Origin of the sequence: Sneathiella sp. HT1-7, from assembly GCF_020731145.1 — a bacterium.
Classification (GTDB): domain Bacteria; phylum Pseudomonadota; class Alphaproteobacteria; order Sneathiellales; family Sneathiellaceae; genus Sneathiella.
The window spans coordinates 381,211-395,090 of record NZ_JAJFZN010000004.1 but is presented as its reverse complement, the minus strand read 5'-3'; the positions used below and the strand labels follow the sequence as shown (position 1 = coordinate 395,090).

15 protein-coding genes and 1 pseudogene are annotated in these 13,880 nt (G+C 50.9%); 13 read left to right on the top strand and 3 right to left on the bottom strand.

Going from position 1 to position 13,880, the window contains the following annotated elements; genetic code table 11:
* Nucleotides 1-88: 88 nt before the first annotated feature.
* Complete coding sequence (locus tag LKE13_RS15470) at nucleotides 89-715, bottom strand: response regulator transcription factor (protein ID WP_227952288.1); 627 nt, start codon at nucleotides 713-715, stop codon at nucleotides 89-91.
* Entirely contained in the window at nucleotides 712-2,334 is a 1,623-nt protein-coding gene (locus LKE13_RS15465; RefSeq protein ID WP_227952287.1) for an MASE4 domain-containing protein, read from the bottom strand. Before LKE13_RS15465 ends, LKE13_RS15470 begins: the two co-directional genes overlap by 4 nt.
* Nucleotides 2,335-2,467: 133 nt before the next feature.
* Between LKE13_RS15465 and LKE13_RS18925 the strand changes: the two genes are divergently transcribed.
* The 11 genes and pseudogenes from LKE13_RS18925 (at nucleotide 2,468) to LKE13_RS15410 (ending at nucleotide 10,595) form a co-directional block, all read left to right on the top strand.
* Nucleotides 2,468-2,605: a LuxR C-terminal-related transcriptional regulator gene (locus LKE13_RS18925; RefSeq protein ID WP_227952433.1), complete on the top strand. Its 138-nt coding sequence runs from the start codon at nucleotides 2,468-2,470 to the stop codon at nucleotides 2,603-2,605.
* A 112-nt stretch (nucleotides 2,606-2,717) separates the two neighbouring features.
* Entirely contained in the window at nucleotides 2,718-3,089 is a 372-nt protein-coding gene (locus LKE13_RS15455; protein WP_227952286.1) for a response regulator transcription factor, read from the top strand.
* Nucleotides 3,090-3,273: 184 nt separating this feature from the next.
* Nucleotides 3,274-4,095 carry an alpha/beta fold hydrolase gene (locus tag LKE13_RS15450; RefSeq protein WP_227952285.1) on the top strand — a complete coding sequence of 274 codons (822 nt, stop codon included), beginning with the start codon at nucleotides 3,274-3,276 and terminating at the stop codon, nucleotides 4,093-4,095.
* A gap of 31 nt (nucleotides 4,096-4,126) precedes the next feature.
* The gene (locus LKE13_RS15445) at nucleotides 4,127-4,849 is read left to right on the top strand and encodes a pirin family protein (RefSeq protein WP_227952284.1); all 723 of its coding nucleotides are present in this window, start codon (nucleotides 4,127-4,129) and stop codon (nucleotides 4,847-4,849) included.
* Nucleotides 4,850-4,868: 19 nt separating this feature from the next.
* A complete protein-coding gene (locus LKE13_RS15440; RefSeq protein WP_227952283.1) occupies nucleotides 4,869-5,549 on the top strand; it encodes a hydrolase in 681 nt (226 codons plus the stop codon).
* A 54-nt stretch (nucleotides 5,550-5,603) separates the two neighbouring features.
* Nucleotides 5,604-7,466 carry an amidohydrolase gene (locus LKE13_RS15435; RefSeq protein ID WP_227952282.1) on the top strand — a complete coding sequence of 621 codons (1,863 nt, stop codon included), beginning with the start codon at nucleotides 5,604-5,606 and terminating at the stop codon, nucleotides 7,464-7,466.
* A 3-nt stretch (nucleotides 7,467-7,469) separates the two neighbouring features.
* Nucleotides 7,470-9,101, top strand: a complete 1,632-nt coding sequence (locus tag LKE13_RS15430) for an MFS transporter (protein ID WP_227952281.1) — start codon at nucleotides 7,470-7,472, stop codon at nucleotides 9,099-9,101.
* A pseudogene (locus tag LKE13_RS18920) lies at nucleotides 9,098-9,238 on the top strand (XapX domain-containing protein); the annotation flags it as partial. The gene LKE13_RS15430 and the pseudogene LKE13_RS18920, both read left to right, overlap by 4 nt.
* Nucleotides 9,239-9,324: 86 nt before the next feature.
* Entirely contained in the window at nucleotides 9,325-9,540 is a 216-nt protein-coding gene (locus tag LKE13_RS15420) for a DUF1427 family protein (RefSeq protein WP_227952279.1), read from the top strand.
* Entirely contained in the window at nucleotides 9,537-9,941 is a 405-nt protein-coding gene (locus LKE13_RS15415) for a DoxX family protein (protein ID WP_227952278.1), read from the top strand. Before LKE13_RS15420 ends, LKE13_RS15415 begins: the two co-directional genes overlap by 4 nt.
* Nucleotides 9,942-10,067: 126 nt before the next feature.
* Complete coding sequence (locus LKE13_RS15410) at nucleotides 10,068-10,595, top strand: integrase core domain-containing protein (RefSeq protein WP_265334937.1); 528 nt, start codon at nucleotides 10,068-10,070, stop codon at nucleotides 10,593-10,595.
* Here the strand turns inward: LKE13_RS15410 and LKE13_RS15405 are convergent.
* On the bottom strand, nucleotides 10,538-11,053 hold the full coding sequence (locus tag LKE13_RS15405) for a hypothetical protein (RefSeq protein ID WP_227952277.1): 516 nt from the start codon (nucleotides 11,051-11,053) through the stop codon (nucleotides 10,538-10,540). The genes LKE13_RS15410 and LKE13_RS15405 overlap by 58 nt on opposite strands.
* 415 nt (nucleotides 11,054-11,468) lie before the next feature.
* Here LKE13_RS15405 and LKE13_RS15400 point away from each other — a divergent pair, with 415 nt between their 5' ends.
* Together LKE13_RS15400 and LKE13_RS15395 are read left to right on the top strand one after the other, a co-directional pair.
* Nucleotides 11,469-12,728, top strand: a complete 1,260-nt coding sequence (locus LKE13_RS15400; protein ID WP_227952276.1) for a thiolase family protein — start codon at nucleotides 11,469-11,471, stop codon at nucleotides 12,726-12,728.
* An 89-nt stretch (nucleotides 12,729-12,817) separates the two neighbouring features.
* The gene (locus LKE13_RS15395) at nucleotides 12,818-13,849 is read left to right on the top strand and encodes a C4-dicarboxylate TRAP transporter substrate-binding protein (protein WP_227952275.1); all 1,032 of its coding nucleotides are present in this window, start codon (nucleotides 12,818-12,820) and stop codon (nucleotides 13,847-13,849) included.
* Nucleotides 13,850-13,880: the final 31 nt, after the last annotated feature.

Genomic DNA, 13,880 nt, shown 5'->3' with positions numbered 1-13,880 from the left:
GGAAGGCTATTACGCTGTCATCTTTTGCGTGATGAGGAGAATAGGAAACGTTGTGGGATGGGGGCAATCGTACTTTGGTATGAAAGCACTAGTGCTTTGGTATCACCAAATCCAATCTGTCGGCAAAGCGAACCAGATCGGGAAGCGATTTCGCCTTCATTTTATGCATCACCTGTGCCCGGTGCGCTTTGACAGTAACCTCGCTTAGATGAAGTTCAGCCGCAATCTGCTTGTTGAGCTGTCCATTGACAACTAGCGCCATAACCTCCTGCTCACGGGGCGTCAAACCCTGATAGCGCTGCTGCAGGCCATCGAGACGTGCCTGGTCCCTTTTGCATTTGCGGTCAAGCTCGATGCCGCGATGAACGGCGTCCAGCAAGTCCTGGTCCCGGAACGGCTTAGTAAGAAATTCGATAGCGCCTGCTTTCATTGCCGAGACAGACATCGGTATATCGCCATGGCCGGAGATAAAAATGATCGGAAGATGAATACCCAAACCCGCAGTTTCCCGTTGAAATTCAAGTCCGCTCTGTCCCGGTAAACGCACATCAAGGACAATGCAGGCGGGTCCCTCCGGCCGCTCGCTCATCAAAAAATCATGCGTAGATTCAAATGATTCCGCGGCATGCCCGACCGACCTCATAAGACTGGTAAGCGACTCCCGCACGGAAATATCATCATCGATAATAAAGACAATTGTTTGTTCGTCCGTCATGTCGATGCCCTCATGTCTGGCAAGATTTCATCCGCGCCCGGCAGCGTGAACAGGAATATTGTACCATGTGGAATATTCTCCTTCATCCACAGTTGCCCGCCGTGCGATTCAATAATCGCCCTGCAGAACATGAGCCCCATTCCCATGCCGTCAGATTTGGTTGTATAAAAGGGCTCGAATATTTGATTCTTGTCATCAAGCGTCATACCGATGCCCGTATCCTCAATGCTAAACAACACGGCATCCCGATTCTGACGTTTACAGCTAACGCGAAGAACACGCGCCCTGTCAGTTACAGGCCGCATGGAGTCGATGGCATTGGAGATCAGATTCCAGACCACCTGTTGCAACTGGATCTGATTGCCGGTCACCAAAGGCAGTTGTTTATCAACTTCCGTTTGCAGAGTAACATGGCCGATCGTCACTTCACTTTGACTGCAGCGGAGAACTTCTGCGATCAGACCGTTGAGATCTACAGGACCCCGTTCTTGGGTGCCTTTTCTGAACATGGACCGAACACTTTCAACCACCTTTCCGGCGCGGTGGCCATCCCTGACAATGCGCTCGAGAGCTGTACGTGTTTCTTCAAGATCAGGTTTGCTTTTTTGTAGCCAACGTACCCCCGCATCGGCATTTGTGATCATGCTTGCCAGCGGCTGGTTGATCTCGTGGGCAATTGTCGCCGACAAGGCTTCCATAGCGGTCAACCTGCTCTCACGCGTTCGCCGCTCCGCCGCAATGGACCGGGCAAGGCGGGCATACAACAATGTCGTTTCCGAAAGCAGGACAAGCAGGATAACTGTCGCGGAGACGAAGCCGAAAAACCTGCCGGACCACCAACCCACGCTCAGGCGAAGGCCACCGCCCAAATAGGACAGAAGAATAACCTCAAAAATCAACGTGCAAAGTACAACCATCAACCATAGATCCAGCAGGGATCGTCGGCGGCGCCAAAGTGTGATGAGACAGATAGCGTACAACAATAATGCCGTTGCCGGAACATATTGCCAAAGGCTCGAAATATTTCGCGCGTCGCGCATTATTTCCGGCAACGCATCATCGCTTGTAAAAACTATCAAGCAAATGCCGCCTACAAGAAAGCTTATTCCTGTGATTGACCCGATTATTGCTCGGCGAACCCGGTGGAATGGTTTTCGGATTGAGAGTGCATCGTCCCTTATCATTAAATAGGCGAGTATAAAAAGCGGAAAACCGAGGCGCCTCGATATTGCTATCCATACCGTACTTTGCAGGCCTGTATCCGGTAGCCTCAGCTGAGCAAACACATCTGGAAAAGTAACCGCCCAGGGAATGATCAAAAGCCCGGAGAAAAGGTAGCCCATGGACAATGCCAAGACAGCCGTTGAACGTTGAACCGAATAAAGGACTAGTAACAGGGTGGTGGTGATCAACTCATTCACAAAAACAGCTGCAGCATATGCGGGAACGAATACTTCTGTATGCGACAGATAAATATGGGCAAACGGCAGGGTTAATACCAGCACACAAATAAGCATTATTACAGTAAAGACGGCCAGATTTGTTTGATGCCGTCCCGGTGGTACGAGTGATATCAGGAAGGACCGAACGTCATCTTCAGTAGTGCCCATAAGTGACATCTCAACTCCCAATTGACGTTCCAATACCCCGTATTATAACAGAACGAAGGATATTTGTTTATTGCAATGTGGTACTTAGTTAGGCTGCCGGAAACTAGCCAATTCCAAGAAGTCATCGCACTGGCAAGGGAAGATCGCGGCTGAAATTCATCTGAGCAAGGTTACTGTCAAAGCGCACCGGGCACAGGTGATGCATAAAATGAAGGCGAAATCGCTCCCCGATCTCGTTCGCTTTGCCGACAGATTGGATTTGGTGATACCAAAGCACTAGCTGCGTCATACCAAAGTACGATTGCTCCCATCCCACAATGTTTCTTATTCTCCTCATCACGCAAAAGATGACAGCGTAATAGCCTTCCTCCACTGGAAAAGGTCGAGATGAAATGTCGCCAAAATTGTTAATCAGCATTGTCGATGATGAAGATGCGGCTCGTGAGGCGATTGCAAGTCTGGTTCGGTCCTTCGGCTTTACAGTGAAGGTATTCAGCAGTTCTGCCGGGTTCCTGGCCTCGAATTGTCGGAAGCTGACCGATTGTCTGATTGCCGATGTGCGGATGCCGGGGATGAGCGGGATTGCATTGTTTCGTGTACTCAAAGCGTCTGAAAGACCAATCCCGACAATCCTTGTTACCGCCTATGTCGATGAAGCGGTGCGCCGAAGCGCGCTGGCCGAAGGGATCAAATGCTATCTGTCAAAGCCTGTCGCCGCCGACCTATTGCTCGAATGTATACATCACGTGCTGGATGACCGTTAAACAAGGAAATAACACAATGAAATCTATAGGTTTGCCGTTTCATCTAAGCCCGTCACGCCGAAATATATTGCTTGGCGTTGGGAGTCTGATTGCAGCCGCTTCGATGCCAGGACTGACCTTAGGCGCTAACACCCAGACAACGAACAATTCCAAACCTCAAATTCGATATGACGGAGGTCAACCGATGGCGAAAGTTACGACGAAAGACGGAACACAGATTTACTACCGGGATTGGGGAAGCGGACAGCCGATACTGTTTTCCCATGGCTGGCCGCTGACTAGCGATGCATGGGACGCGCAGATGCTGTTTTTTGCCCAGAACGGATATCGCGTAATTGCGCACGATCGGCGGAGTCATGGGCTGTCTGATCAGACTTTTCAAGGCAACGACATGGATACATACGCAGATGATCTGGCAGCGGTAATTGACGCTCTTGACCTCAAGGATCTTATTCTTGTTGGGCATTCGACCGGTGGCGGCGAAGTTGCCCATTATATTGGTCGTCACGGGACGGAACGGGTTGCCAAAGCGGTTCTGGTCGGCGCGGTTCCGCCTATCATGTTAAAGACGCCAGCCAATCCGGGCGGGTTACCCATGGACGTGTTCGATGGAATCCGCGCAGGCGTCGCGCATAACCGGTCGCAATTCTATCTGGATCTTACAATGCCTTTTTATGGCTTCAATCGGGAAGGGGTCACGACACTTGACGGTCTGCGTCAGAACTTCTGGCTTCAAGGCATGATGGGCGGCGTTATCGGACAGTATGACTGTATCCGCGAATTCTCCGAGGTTGACTACACCGAAGACCTCAAACGGATGGATGTGCCGACCCTCATTGTGCATGGCGAGGACGATCAGATCGTGCCGATCGGCGGAGCAGCTCTCCTGTCCGCAAAGATCGCGCCGCAGGCGGCATTGAAGATATACGAGGGGGCTCCACATGGGCTCGCGCAAACGGAACCGGAACGCTTCAACACTGATCTTTTGGCTTTCGTTAAAAGTTGAGGACAGGCCCGAACCTATAGAGGAGATTTGAATGCAACTTTTACCATCTGAGGACCGGGGACGCGCTAAATTTGGCTGGCTGGATAGCCGCCATTCCTTTTCTTTCGGCAGCTATCATAACCCGGAGTATATGGGGTTCGGCGCCCTGCGTGTGATAAACGAGGATCGGGTAAAGCCCGGTGCTGGTTTTGAAACCCATGCCCATCAGGATATGGAGATCATTTCCTATATTCTGGAAGGCGGATTGGAGCATAAGGATTCCATCGGCACCGGCTCTGTCATCAAACCCGGCGATGTCCAGCGCATGACTGCCGGAACCGGTATTCGTCATAGTGAGTTTAATGCTTCGAAAACCGATCCAGTTCATTTCCTGCAAATTTGGGTCGTTCCGGATACAAAGGGCCTGACGCCGGGCTACGAGCAGAAAAGCTTCCCACTCGTGCGCCGGGAAAACACCTTGCTGCTGATTGGTTCTCGCGATGGCCGCGACGGGTCGATCACCATCCATCAGGATGTCGATCTCTATACCAGCCTGTTGATGAAAGGTCAGGCGGTTTCCTTCACCATAAAGCCCAAGCGAATGCTCTGGATCCAGATCGTGAGCGGATATCTGGATATTGGCGGTAATTTTTACGGCGAAGGAGATGGGCTCGGTATTCATGAAGAGGAGGGGCCCCTGACATTAAAATCGATCCATGACAAATCCTCGGAATTTCTCTTGTTCGACTTGAGTTCCGAATTTGCGACATCCTAACATCAGAAAAGGAAAAAACATGTCTAAATCCAAACTGGAACTACTCACCCCGACAAACTGCCAGCTGATTTTTATCGATCATCAGCCGCAGATGGCGTTCGGGGTTCAATCAATCGACCGCCAGGTCCTGAAAAATAACACCGTTGGACTGGCTAAGGCCGCCAAAGTATTCAATATTCCGACCACGATTACAACGGTCGAGACAGAGAGCTTTTCCGGCCATACATACCCGGAACTTCTCGATGTCTTCCCGGAAAGCCCAATCCTGGAGCGGACGTCGATGAATTCCTGGGACGACCAGAAAGTCCGGGATGCGTTGAAGAAGAACGGCAAGAACAAGGTCATCGTTTCCGGCCTCTGGACGGAGGTCTGCAATAACAGCTTCGCCCTGTCTGCCATGTTGGACGGCGGATATGAAATTTACATGGTGGCCGATGCATCCGGCGGCACCTCTAAGGAAGCGCATGACTATGCCATGCAGCGCATGATTCAGGTTGGTATCATTCCTATGACCTGGCAGCAGGTGTTATTGGAATGGCAGCGCGACTGGGCCCACCGGGATACCTACGACGCCGTAATGGACATCGTTCGTGAGCATTCCGGAGCTTACGGCATGGGCGTCGATTATGCCTATACAATGGTTCATAAAGCGCCTGAGCGAGTCAAGCATGGCGAAACCCTGAAACCGGTCGCCGCTTAACGTCGAACACATTTCCCTTCGGTTACACTCATTTCCTTCAAGGGAGGGCTAAACATGGCTGACCTGATTTTACATAATGGCCGGATCACAACGCTGGGCTCCAATGCTCCGGATGTCTCGGCGGTCGCGATTAAGGGCGGCTTGGTTCAGGCGACGGGTTCGGACACTGAGATTATGAAGCTCCGAACCGGTTCGACTAAACTCATCGATCTTAATAAGCGGCGGGTCATTCCCGGCTTGAATGACAGCCATACGCATCTGATCCGCGGCGGGCTGAACTATAACATGGAGTTGCGGTGGGAAAATGTTCCCTCGGTCGCTGATGCCCTTCGGCTATTGCGAGAACAAGCTGAGCGAACTCCAGCGCCGCAATGGGTGCGGGTTGTTGGCGGCTGGTCGGAATTCCAGTTTGCCGAACGGCGCATGCCGACCCTGGAGGAGATCAACAAGGCTGCGCCGGACACGCCGGTTTTTATTCTTCACCTTTATGCCCGCGCGCTGCTTAATCGCGCGGCGCTTAGAGTATTGGGAATTAGTAAGGATTCACCCAATCCGCCCGGAGGTTTGATCGAGAAGGACGCACAGGGCGAGCCGACAGGTATGCTGATCGCAAAGCCCTCTGCCCTCATTCTATATTCCACCCTCGCGCAGGGGCCAGCGCTGCCGGTAGAGGACCAGCTTAACTCTACGCGTCATTTCATGCGTGAGCTGAACCGGCTCGGGATCACCAGTGTCATCGATGCGGGCGGTGGCGGGCAGAATTTCCCCGATGACTACGAGGTTATTCAGCGGCTGCATGACGATGACTCGCTAACCATCCGTATCGCCTATAATTTGTTTGCGCAAAAGGCCGGACAGGAACTTTCTGACTATGAACGCTGGGTAGCTATGACGGAACCCGGGGCGGGGGATGGCATGCTGCGTATGACTGGCGCAGGGGAGAATCTCGCCTGGTCCGCAGCCGATTTTGAAAATTTCCTTGAGCCGCGCCCTGATCTTGCGCCGATAATGGAAAAGGAGCTCGAAAAGATCGTCGAACTGCTCGCGACCAATAAATGGCCGTTCCGCATCCATGCGACATATGACGAGACGATCGATCGGTTCTTGAGTGTCTTCGAACGGGTAAATGGTAAGACACCCTTTGCAACCCGGTTTATCATAGATCATGCTGAAACGATCTCGGAGAAGAATATCGAGCGGATCAAATCCCTCGGTGGCGGCATCGCGACCCAGCACCGCATGGCTTTTCAGGGTGAGTATTTTATCGACCGCTACGGGGCAGCGGCGGCAAAGGCTACACCGCCTATCGCCAAAATGCTCGAAATGGAAGTGCCAGTTGGCGGCGGAACCGATGCGACACGGGTCGCCAGCTACGATCCATGGGTTGCTCTGCATTGGCTGACAACAGGTCAGACCGTCGGCGGATTGCCGCTTTATGACGAGGCTAATATTCTCAGCCGAGAAGCAGCGCTGGAAATCTGGACGAAGGGATCGGCCTGGTTTTCTGGTGAACAGGATAAAAAAGGTACGTTGGCGCCCGGGATGTACGCGGATCTTGCCGCTCTGTCATCCGATTACATGACGGTCCCGCCTCAGGATATCCGTCAGATCACCTCTGTGCTGACCATTGTCGGCGGTCGCATTGTCTACGGGAACGCGGAATTTGCCAAGCTGTCGCCGCCGCTGCCGCCTGCAAGTCCGTCATGGAGCCCCGTCAGTCAGATCCCGACACCTGCCATGCGTACGGACGCCCGGAGCCTTGAAGCATTACCAATGAACCGCGCCTGTCATGATTCTTGCGCTATTGCCTGTGCGATGCACGGCCATCACCACCAGATCGCCTGGGCGGTTCCTATCCCGGTCAAGGACAAAACATCATTTTGGGGGGCGTTGGGATGTTCGTGCTTTGCGGTTTAATAAATGACTGAGTCTGCACCCCAAAGCGCCTGGGCGCCGTTTCGCTCCCGTGCCTTCACAATTCTCTGGTGTGCGACCATTGCCTCCAACGTTGGTTCCTGGACGCACGACACAGGTGCGGGTTGGCTGATGGCAACCCTGGACCCGACGCCGGTCCTTGTCTCGTTGGTTCAGGCCGCGACGACGTTGCCGGTTTTCCTCTTCGCCATTCTTGCGGGTGCTATTTCAGATCTTTTCGACAGGCGGCGCCTGCTGCTCATCGTCAATATTCTGATGGCATTAACCGCAGGCATCCTGTCAATTCTGGTGGCGACGGGTGCGGCAACACCTCTGATATTGGTAGTCTGTACCTTCCTGATGGGAACCGGGACAGCGTTTGCGGCGCCCGCCTGGCAGGCAATCGTGCCTTCCTTGGTGCCACGTGACACGCTTCAGCCCGCCATTGCGCTTAACTCCCTCGGGATCAATATCAGCCGAGCTATCGGTCCGGCGCTCGCCGGTGTTCTGATCGTTTCCGTCGGCCTCTATGCGCCCTTTGCGGTGAATGCCGTCAGTTTTGTTGGTATTGTATTGGCGCTGCTGGTCTGGCGTCCGGTTCATGACGATAAATCGACGCTCCCCCGCGAACATATGACTGATGCACTTCGCGCTGGCCTCCGCTATGCCGCGAATAGTACGCCGCTCCGGGCGACACTTCTCCGCGGCTTTGCATTTTTCTTGTTCGCTTCGGCCTATTGGGCGTTGTTGCCGTTGATTGCTAAGACCTTGTTGGGCGGCGATGCGACATTTTATGGTATTCTGGTCGCCTGTATCGGCGCAGGTGCCGTTTTCGGGGCGCTATTGCTGCCAAAATTTCGCAAACGGTTACAGCCTAACGCGATGGTAATTGCGGGCACGTTTGGCACAACTTTAGTGCTACTTCTCTTCGCGGCTGCGCCGGTAAAACCGGTGGCGATTGCCGCGTCCTTCCTGGCCGGGCTCTCCTGGATCATTGTGCTGACAACCCTGAATGCTTCAGCACAGACGGCGTTGCCGGGTTGGGTTCGCGGACGCGGCCTGTCGATCTATATCACCGTATTCTTTGGGTCAATGACGGCCGGAAGTTTAATCTGGGGTCAAATTGCGAGCCATACCAGTATCCCAGTCGCGCTATATACGGCAGCGGCGGGTATCCTGTTGTTACTTCCGCTAATACGGAATGCTAAACTAGGGCAGGGGGAGATGATGAACCTTGCTCCCTCGATGCATTGGCCAGCGCCGATCGTAGCGGCATCAGATGTAGAGGATAGAGGGCCGGTCGCCACTATGATCACCTATATTGTCCCACCGTCCAACCAACGTGAATTTATCGATCTGATGCAGAATTTGGGACAAGCGCGAAAACGTTCGGGCGCCTATGACTGGGGTTTGATGCAGGACGCGGCGGCGCCGGATCACTTCATTGAATATTTTTTCGAAGGCTCTTGGCTTGATCATCTGCGCCACCATGAGCGCGTAACCGGCGAAGATCAGGAAATTCAGGCAAAAGTACGAGCGTTGATGGGCGATGAAAATGCCCCAGTTGTACAGCATCTTCTCGGCATATCGTCGCCGAATGACCTGCCGTCAGCGCTAACAAAAGGAGACGGCAAATGAAAGCAGCTATCGGAATACTCGTTGCATTAACCATTGGTATCGTTTGCCGACTGGCTGGATTGCCCTTGCCTGCACCGCCAGTAATTGTTGGTGCTTTGCTGGTGATTGCCATGACAGTTGGATATATCACCGTTGACCGGTTCGCCTCTCACCGCGCTGCGAAATCGAAGCCTCTTTGCGGCGGTCCAACGGGGGAGGCGCACTCAAAAGTGGCGGGGATTTCATGATAGAAAGTATCGTCGGCATTGCAATGGGATTCTTGATCGGCGCGGGATGCCGCTGGTTCGATATTCCCTTGCCAGCCCCGCCGAAACTGGTCGGCGCCCTTCTCGTTGTGGCGATGACGGCTGGGTTTCTGGGAACCGATTATCTAGTCCATAACATTGAAATGGCAGGTGTCGCGGTAAATATTTCGGTACTCGAGACGACGGTACGATGACTTTTGTCTCGCGGGACATGGGCCAATTGATTGCCCGGCTTTGCGTGGCGGCTGTATTTCAGTACAGCGGCGTGACGAAAGCGCTGGACTGGTTGGCAGGTGTGGCGGAAGTGTCGGCGCTTGGGCTGCCGTTTCCGGAAATCAGTCTTGGGCTTACGATCTTGGTTCAACTCGGCGGGAGCCTTGCCCTGATCTTTGGCTGGGGGATCCCCGTCGCGGCGGCGGCTCTCGGCGGTTTCACTATCGTTGCAACGCTTCTCGCCCATGATTTCTGGAACTACGCCGACGTTAGCTTTCAGCGGCAGTTGACCACCGCATTGGAACATCTTGCTATCGTCGGAGGTTTCTTTGCGCTCGCTCTTTTGGGGCCGGGCCGTTACCGTTTGAGATATCGCAATTAATGTTTGAAATACCAAAGAATAAAATATTCTTAGGTGGCGTTGTTATCTTATGCATGCCGCTCATTTCCGGCACGGCGTGGCCGGAAGTGGTGAAAACTCCCACAGCGCCACAAGAAGCGCAAACGCCTGTATCATAAAGACAGTTCCATTATCCGGTTACGCCCCAGATACCCCAACCATATCTGGAGTATTGACTTCGTCCATGACAAGCTTAGCAATGGTCGGCCTTACAAGATGCTGACGGTGCTGGATGAATATACTCGGGAGGCTCTTTGTGTTGCCGTGAAGCCCCGAATGGGGAACCTGGATGTACTCGATGCCCTGTACCCGATTTTTCTCACTCATGGAAAGCCGGAGTTCCTCCGCTCCGACAATGGACCGGAGTTCGTTGCAAAGGCATTTCAGACATGGCTCACCAAAGTGGGAATTAAACCAATCCGTATCTATCCGGGCAGTCCTTGGGAGAATGGCTACAACGAACGCTTCAATGGAACGCTCCGCAGAGAAGTGCTCAATGCTGAGTGGTTCTTAACTATTGATCAGGCCAAAACTGTTATCAACAAATGGCGCAGGCAGTACAATCATGTCAGACCTCATCAAGCCCTCAACATGAAACCGCCCGTTCCTGAAACTCTATCAAATAATGGTACATAACAAGGGGGCTTTACAATATATTTCGATTTTCCTTCTCGCTGCAAATGTTCAACGGCTTTTGAAAAATTGTGGTCAAAATTAGTGGTAACGAGGCGACCGCTACGTTTATCTAGATCGGCAAGTCGCGCAGTTATAAGATGGTTTTCCAATGTTCGCGGCTTTTTTTCGAGCTCCGTTTTTACAATTTTGCGAACGTCTTTTGGTTTAATTCCTGCGCGTGGATGTTCAAGTATATTTAAAGCTTCATCATATCGTGCTTCATCAAACGCTAACCAGGCTGCCGCTTCTGGGGTTTCTGGTTTGCAGGAATATTTTGAGCCAAAAAGCTCCATTAATACTGCTTCTGTCAGTCCCTTAAATGACTTTAACCCTGCCGGTACCGAGACACCAGCGCCGCAAAAGAAGACGACCTCTCCGTCTTCGTGCGCTCTACGAAGTTCATCTGGTATTTCAACCATTCTGTTACTATTAGTTCCTTAATAGTTTTTAAAGTAGGGGCCTTCAATTCAACTATACACTGCGAAATTTATTTACCAAATTCAATATAAAGTTGTACTCAATTGGAGAAATTTAATAAAACTCATGGAGCATATTTATCAGAGAAATAAATTTCTTTTGATAGAAAATATATTCTTCTCGCCGTCAATAAAAGTAGATTTAGGGCGCAAATTTTCATCCTCTTCAATGATGATTGATTCATTAATTAGTGACATCTAGAATATTTGTATCTCATAAATTCTATATAAAACAATAAGTTATAAATAATCTGGTTAGATTTTAGAAAATCTGGTTGACCGAGCACAAACCATTTGGATATATATGTGACCGAGCAGTCACAATCAGTGACCAAGTAGATAGGCAAAAGGAAAAAGCATGGAAAATGTTTATGTAATTGGCATCGGGATGACTCGTTTTGGCAGGTTTTTTGATCAAACCATTAAATCGATGACTGCTGAAGCGGTGACACGAGCACTAAATGATGCAGGGATCAAACAGGAGGAAATTGGTGCTGCATTTTTTGGCAATGCGGGCCAGTCATTCTTGGAAGGGCAGCATATGGTGCCCGGCCAGATAGCCCTTCGTGATATGGGATTTGAGTATACGCCAATTACAAATGTTGAAAATGCATGCGCAAGTTCCAGCACAGCCTTTCACCTGGCATTTGCAAATGTAAAAGCAGGCTTGAATGACATTGCACTGGCGGTTGGTGCAGAAAAGATGTGTTTTGAAGATAAATCAAAAGGTTTTGCAGTATTTGACGGCGCTTGGGATGTCACAACGGCTGAGCAAACAGCAGCAACACTTGAATACTTAGGGGAAAATGTCAAACCACCTGAAGATCGAGCCGAACGTGCTAATCAGCGCAGTCTTTTCATGGACGTCTATTCCAACTTGGCTAAGTTCCATATGAATACCTATGGAACAACGGAAAAACATTTGGCTATTATTGCTTCAAAGAACCACAAGCATTCATCCTATAACCCATTGGCTCAATATCAGAATGAGATGTCAGTCAAAGAGGTGCTTGGTTCCCGAATGATATCTTGGCCACTTACTATTGCCATGTGCGCGCCGATCAGTGATGGGGCCGCTGCGGCAGTTGTGTGTAACGAGGCGGGGTTGGAGAAACTGCGCAAAGCAGGCGTGGACATTGAGAGGGCGATTGTTATTAAAGCATCCATCGTAGGTGGCGGAACGAACCGAGAACCAGAGCGTTTGGACCAACAAATATGCAAACTTGCAGCGGATAGAGCATACGAAGCTGCTGGCCTAGGTCCAAGTGATATGTCATTCGCCGAAGTGCATGACGCAAGTGCATTTGCTGAAGTTCAGCAATCTGAAAACCTGGGGTTTTGCGAATATGGACAAGGCGGTTGGATTGCTGAAAAAGGCGAAACCACGATTGGCGGCCGAATTCCTATTAACCCGTCCGGGGGACTTGAATGTAAAGGGCATCCGATCGGCGCTACCGGCATTGGCCAAATACACGAGATGGTTACGCAGCTAAGGCATGAAGCCAATGGCCGTCAGGTGGAAAATGCACGTTTTGCGATCGCTGAAAATGGTGGTGGTTTCTACAGATGTGAAGAGGCTGTCGCCTGTGTCACAATACTTGGGCGCAAGGATGCCTAGTAAGGTTGTTTGTGCTGGATTGCGACTATGAAAGCTATTGCGTAATCCAGTTAATAAGGGAGTAAGTTAATGAAAAAGGGAGAGAAAAAATGAAAAAATTACTAGCAAGTTTGTGCGTTGCTGCATCAGTGTTTGGTGTCACATTGTCGCCAATCAAAGCAACTGCAGAGGAGTATCCAGAGCTGAAACTACGTTTTGCTTTGTATATATCCAACAATATTCCCCAAGCTAAGATTTTTCAATGGTGGGGAGATGAGCTTAAGAGGCGCAGTGGCGGAAAAATTGATATAGAGTTTTTTTGGTCCCAATCTCTCGGCAAGTCGACAGAACTTTTAGAACTGGTGAGTAGCGGTGCGGTTAATTTAGCATCACCTTCGCCTGGATACTATGCGTCGAAGCTGCCCCTGGTTAATATCACTCAATTACCGATGGCATTTCCTACAAACGCATCAGCTTTGCTTGCCGCGGAAGATATTCTTGAGCTCGATGGTGTAAAAGAGGAGCATGCACGCAATAACGTTGTACCGGTAATGTGGTCCAGCTTGCCGACATATCATTTGCTGTGCAACAAGGAGATTAGAACTCTAGAAGATTTCAAGGGTGCGAAAATGCGTAGCTACGGTGAGTATGTGCCGCAAATGTGGGATGCACTTGGGGCCGTTAGCGTTACTGTCTTGGCTCCTGAAATTTATGAAGGATTGCATCGGGGGGCAATAGACTGCTCATACCTACCTGACGATTTTTCTTATGCGTATAAACTTCATGAAGTGTCGAAGTATCTCATTACAGCAAACTTTGGTGCGATCACTGCATGGCCGATTTATGCAAACGCGGATCAGTGGAAAAGCTGGCCTGAAAATGTAAAAGAACTATTTGTTGAGGTGGGTGCTGAAGCGCTGGAACGTGATCGACTTGAAGTTCGTGCTTCTGGTGAAGCCGCGATTGAAAAAATGTTGGCGTCAGGAGTTGAGAAAGTCGAATTTACTCAAGAAGAAGAACTCCGTGCACAAGTACCGGATTTCATCGATGTTTGGCAAGAAGAAATGGATCGGCTTGGCTATGGTGACTCTGCCAAGGAAGTGGCAAACGCGGCGCGGAAGCGAATAGCGGAAGCAAAATAAAGAGAAAAGCGCAAATCCATTTTTTTGGATT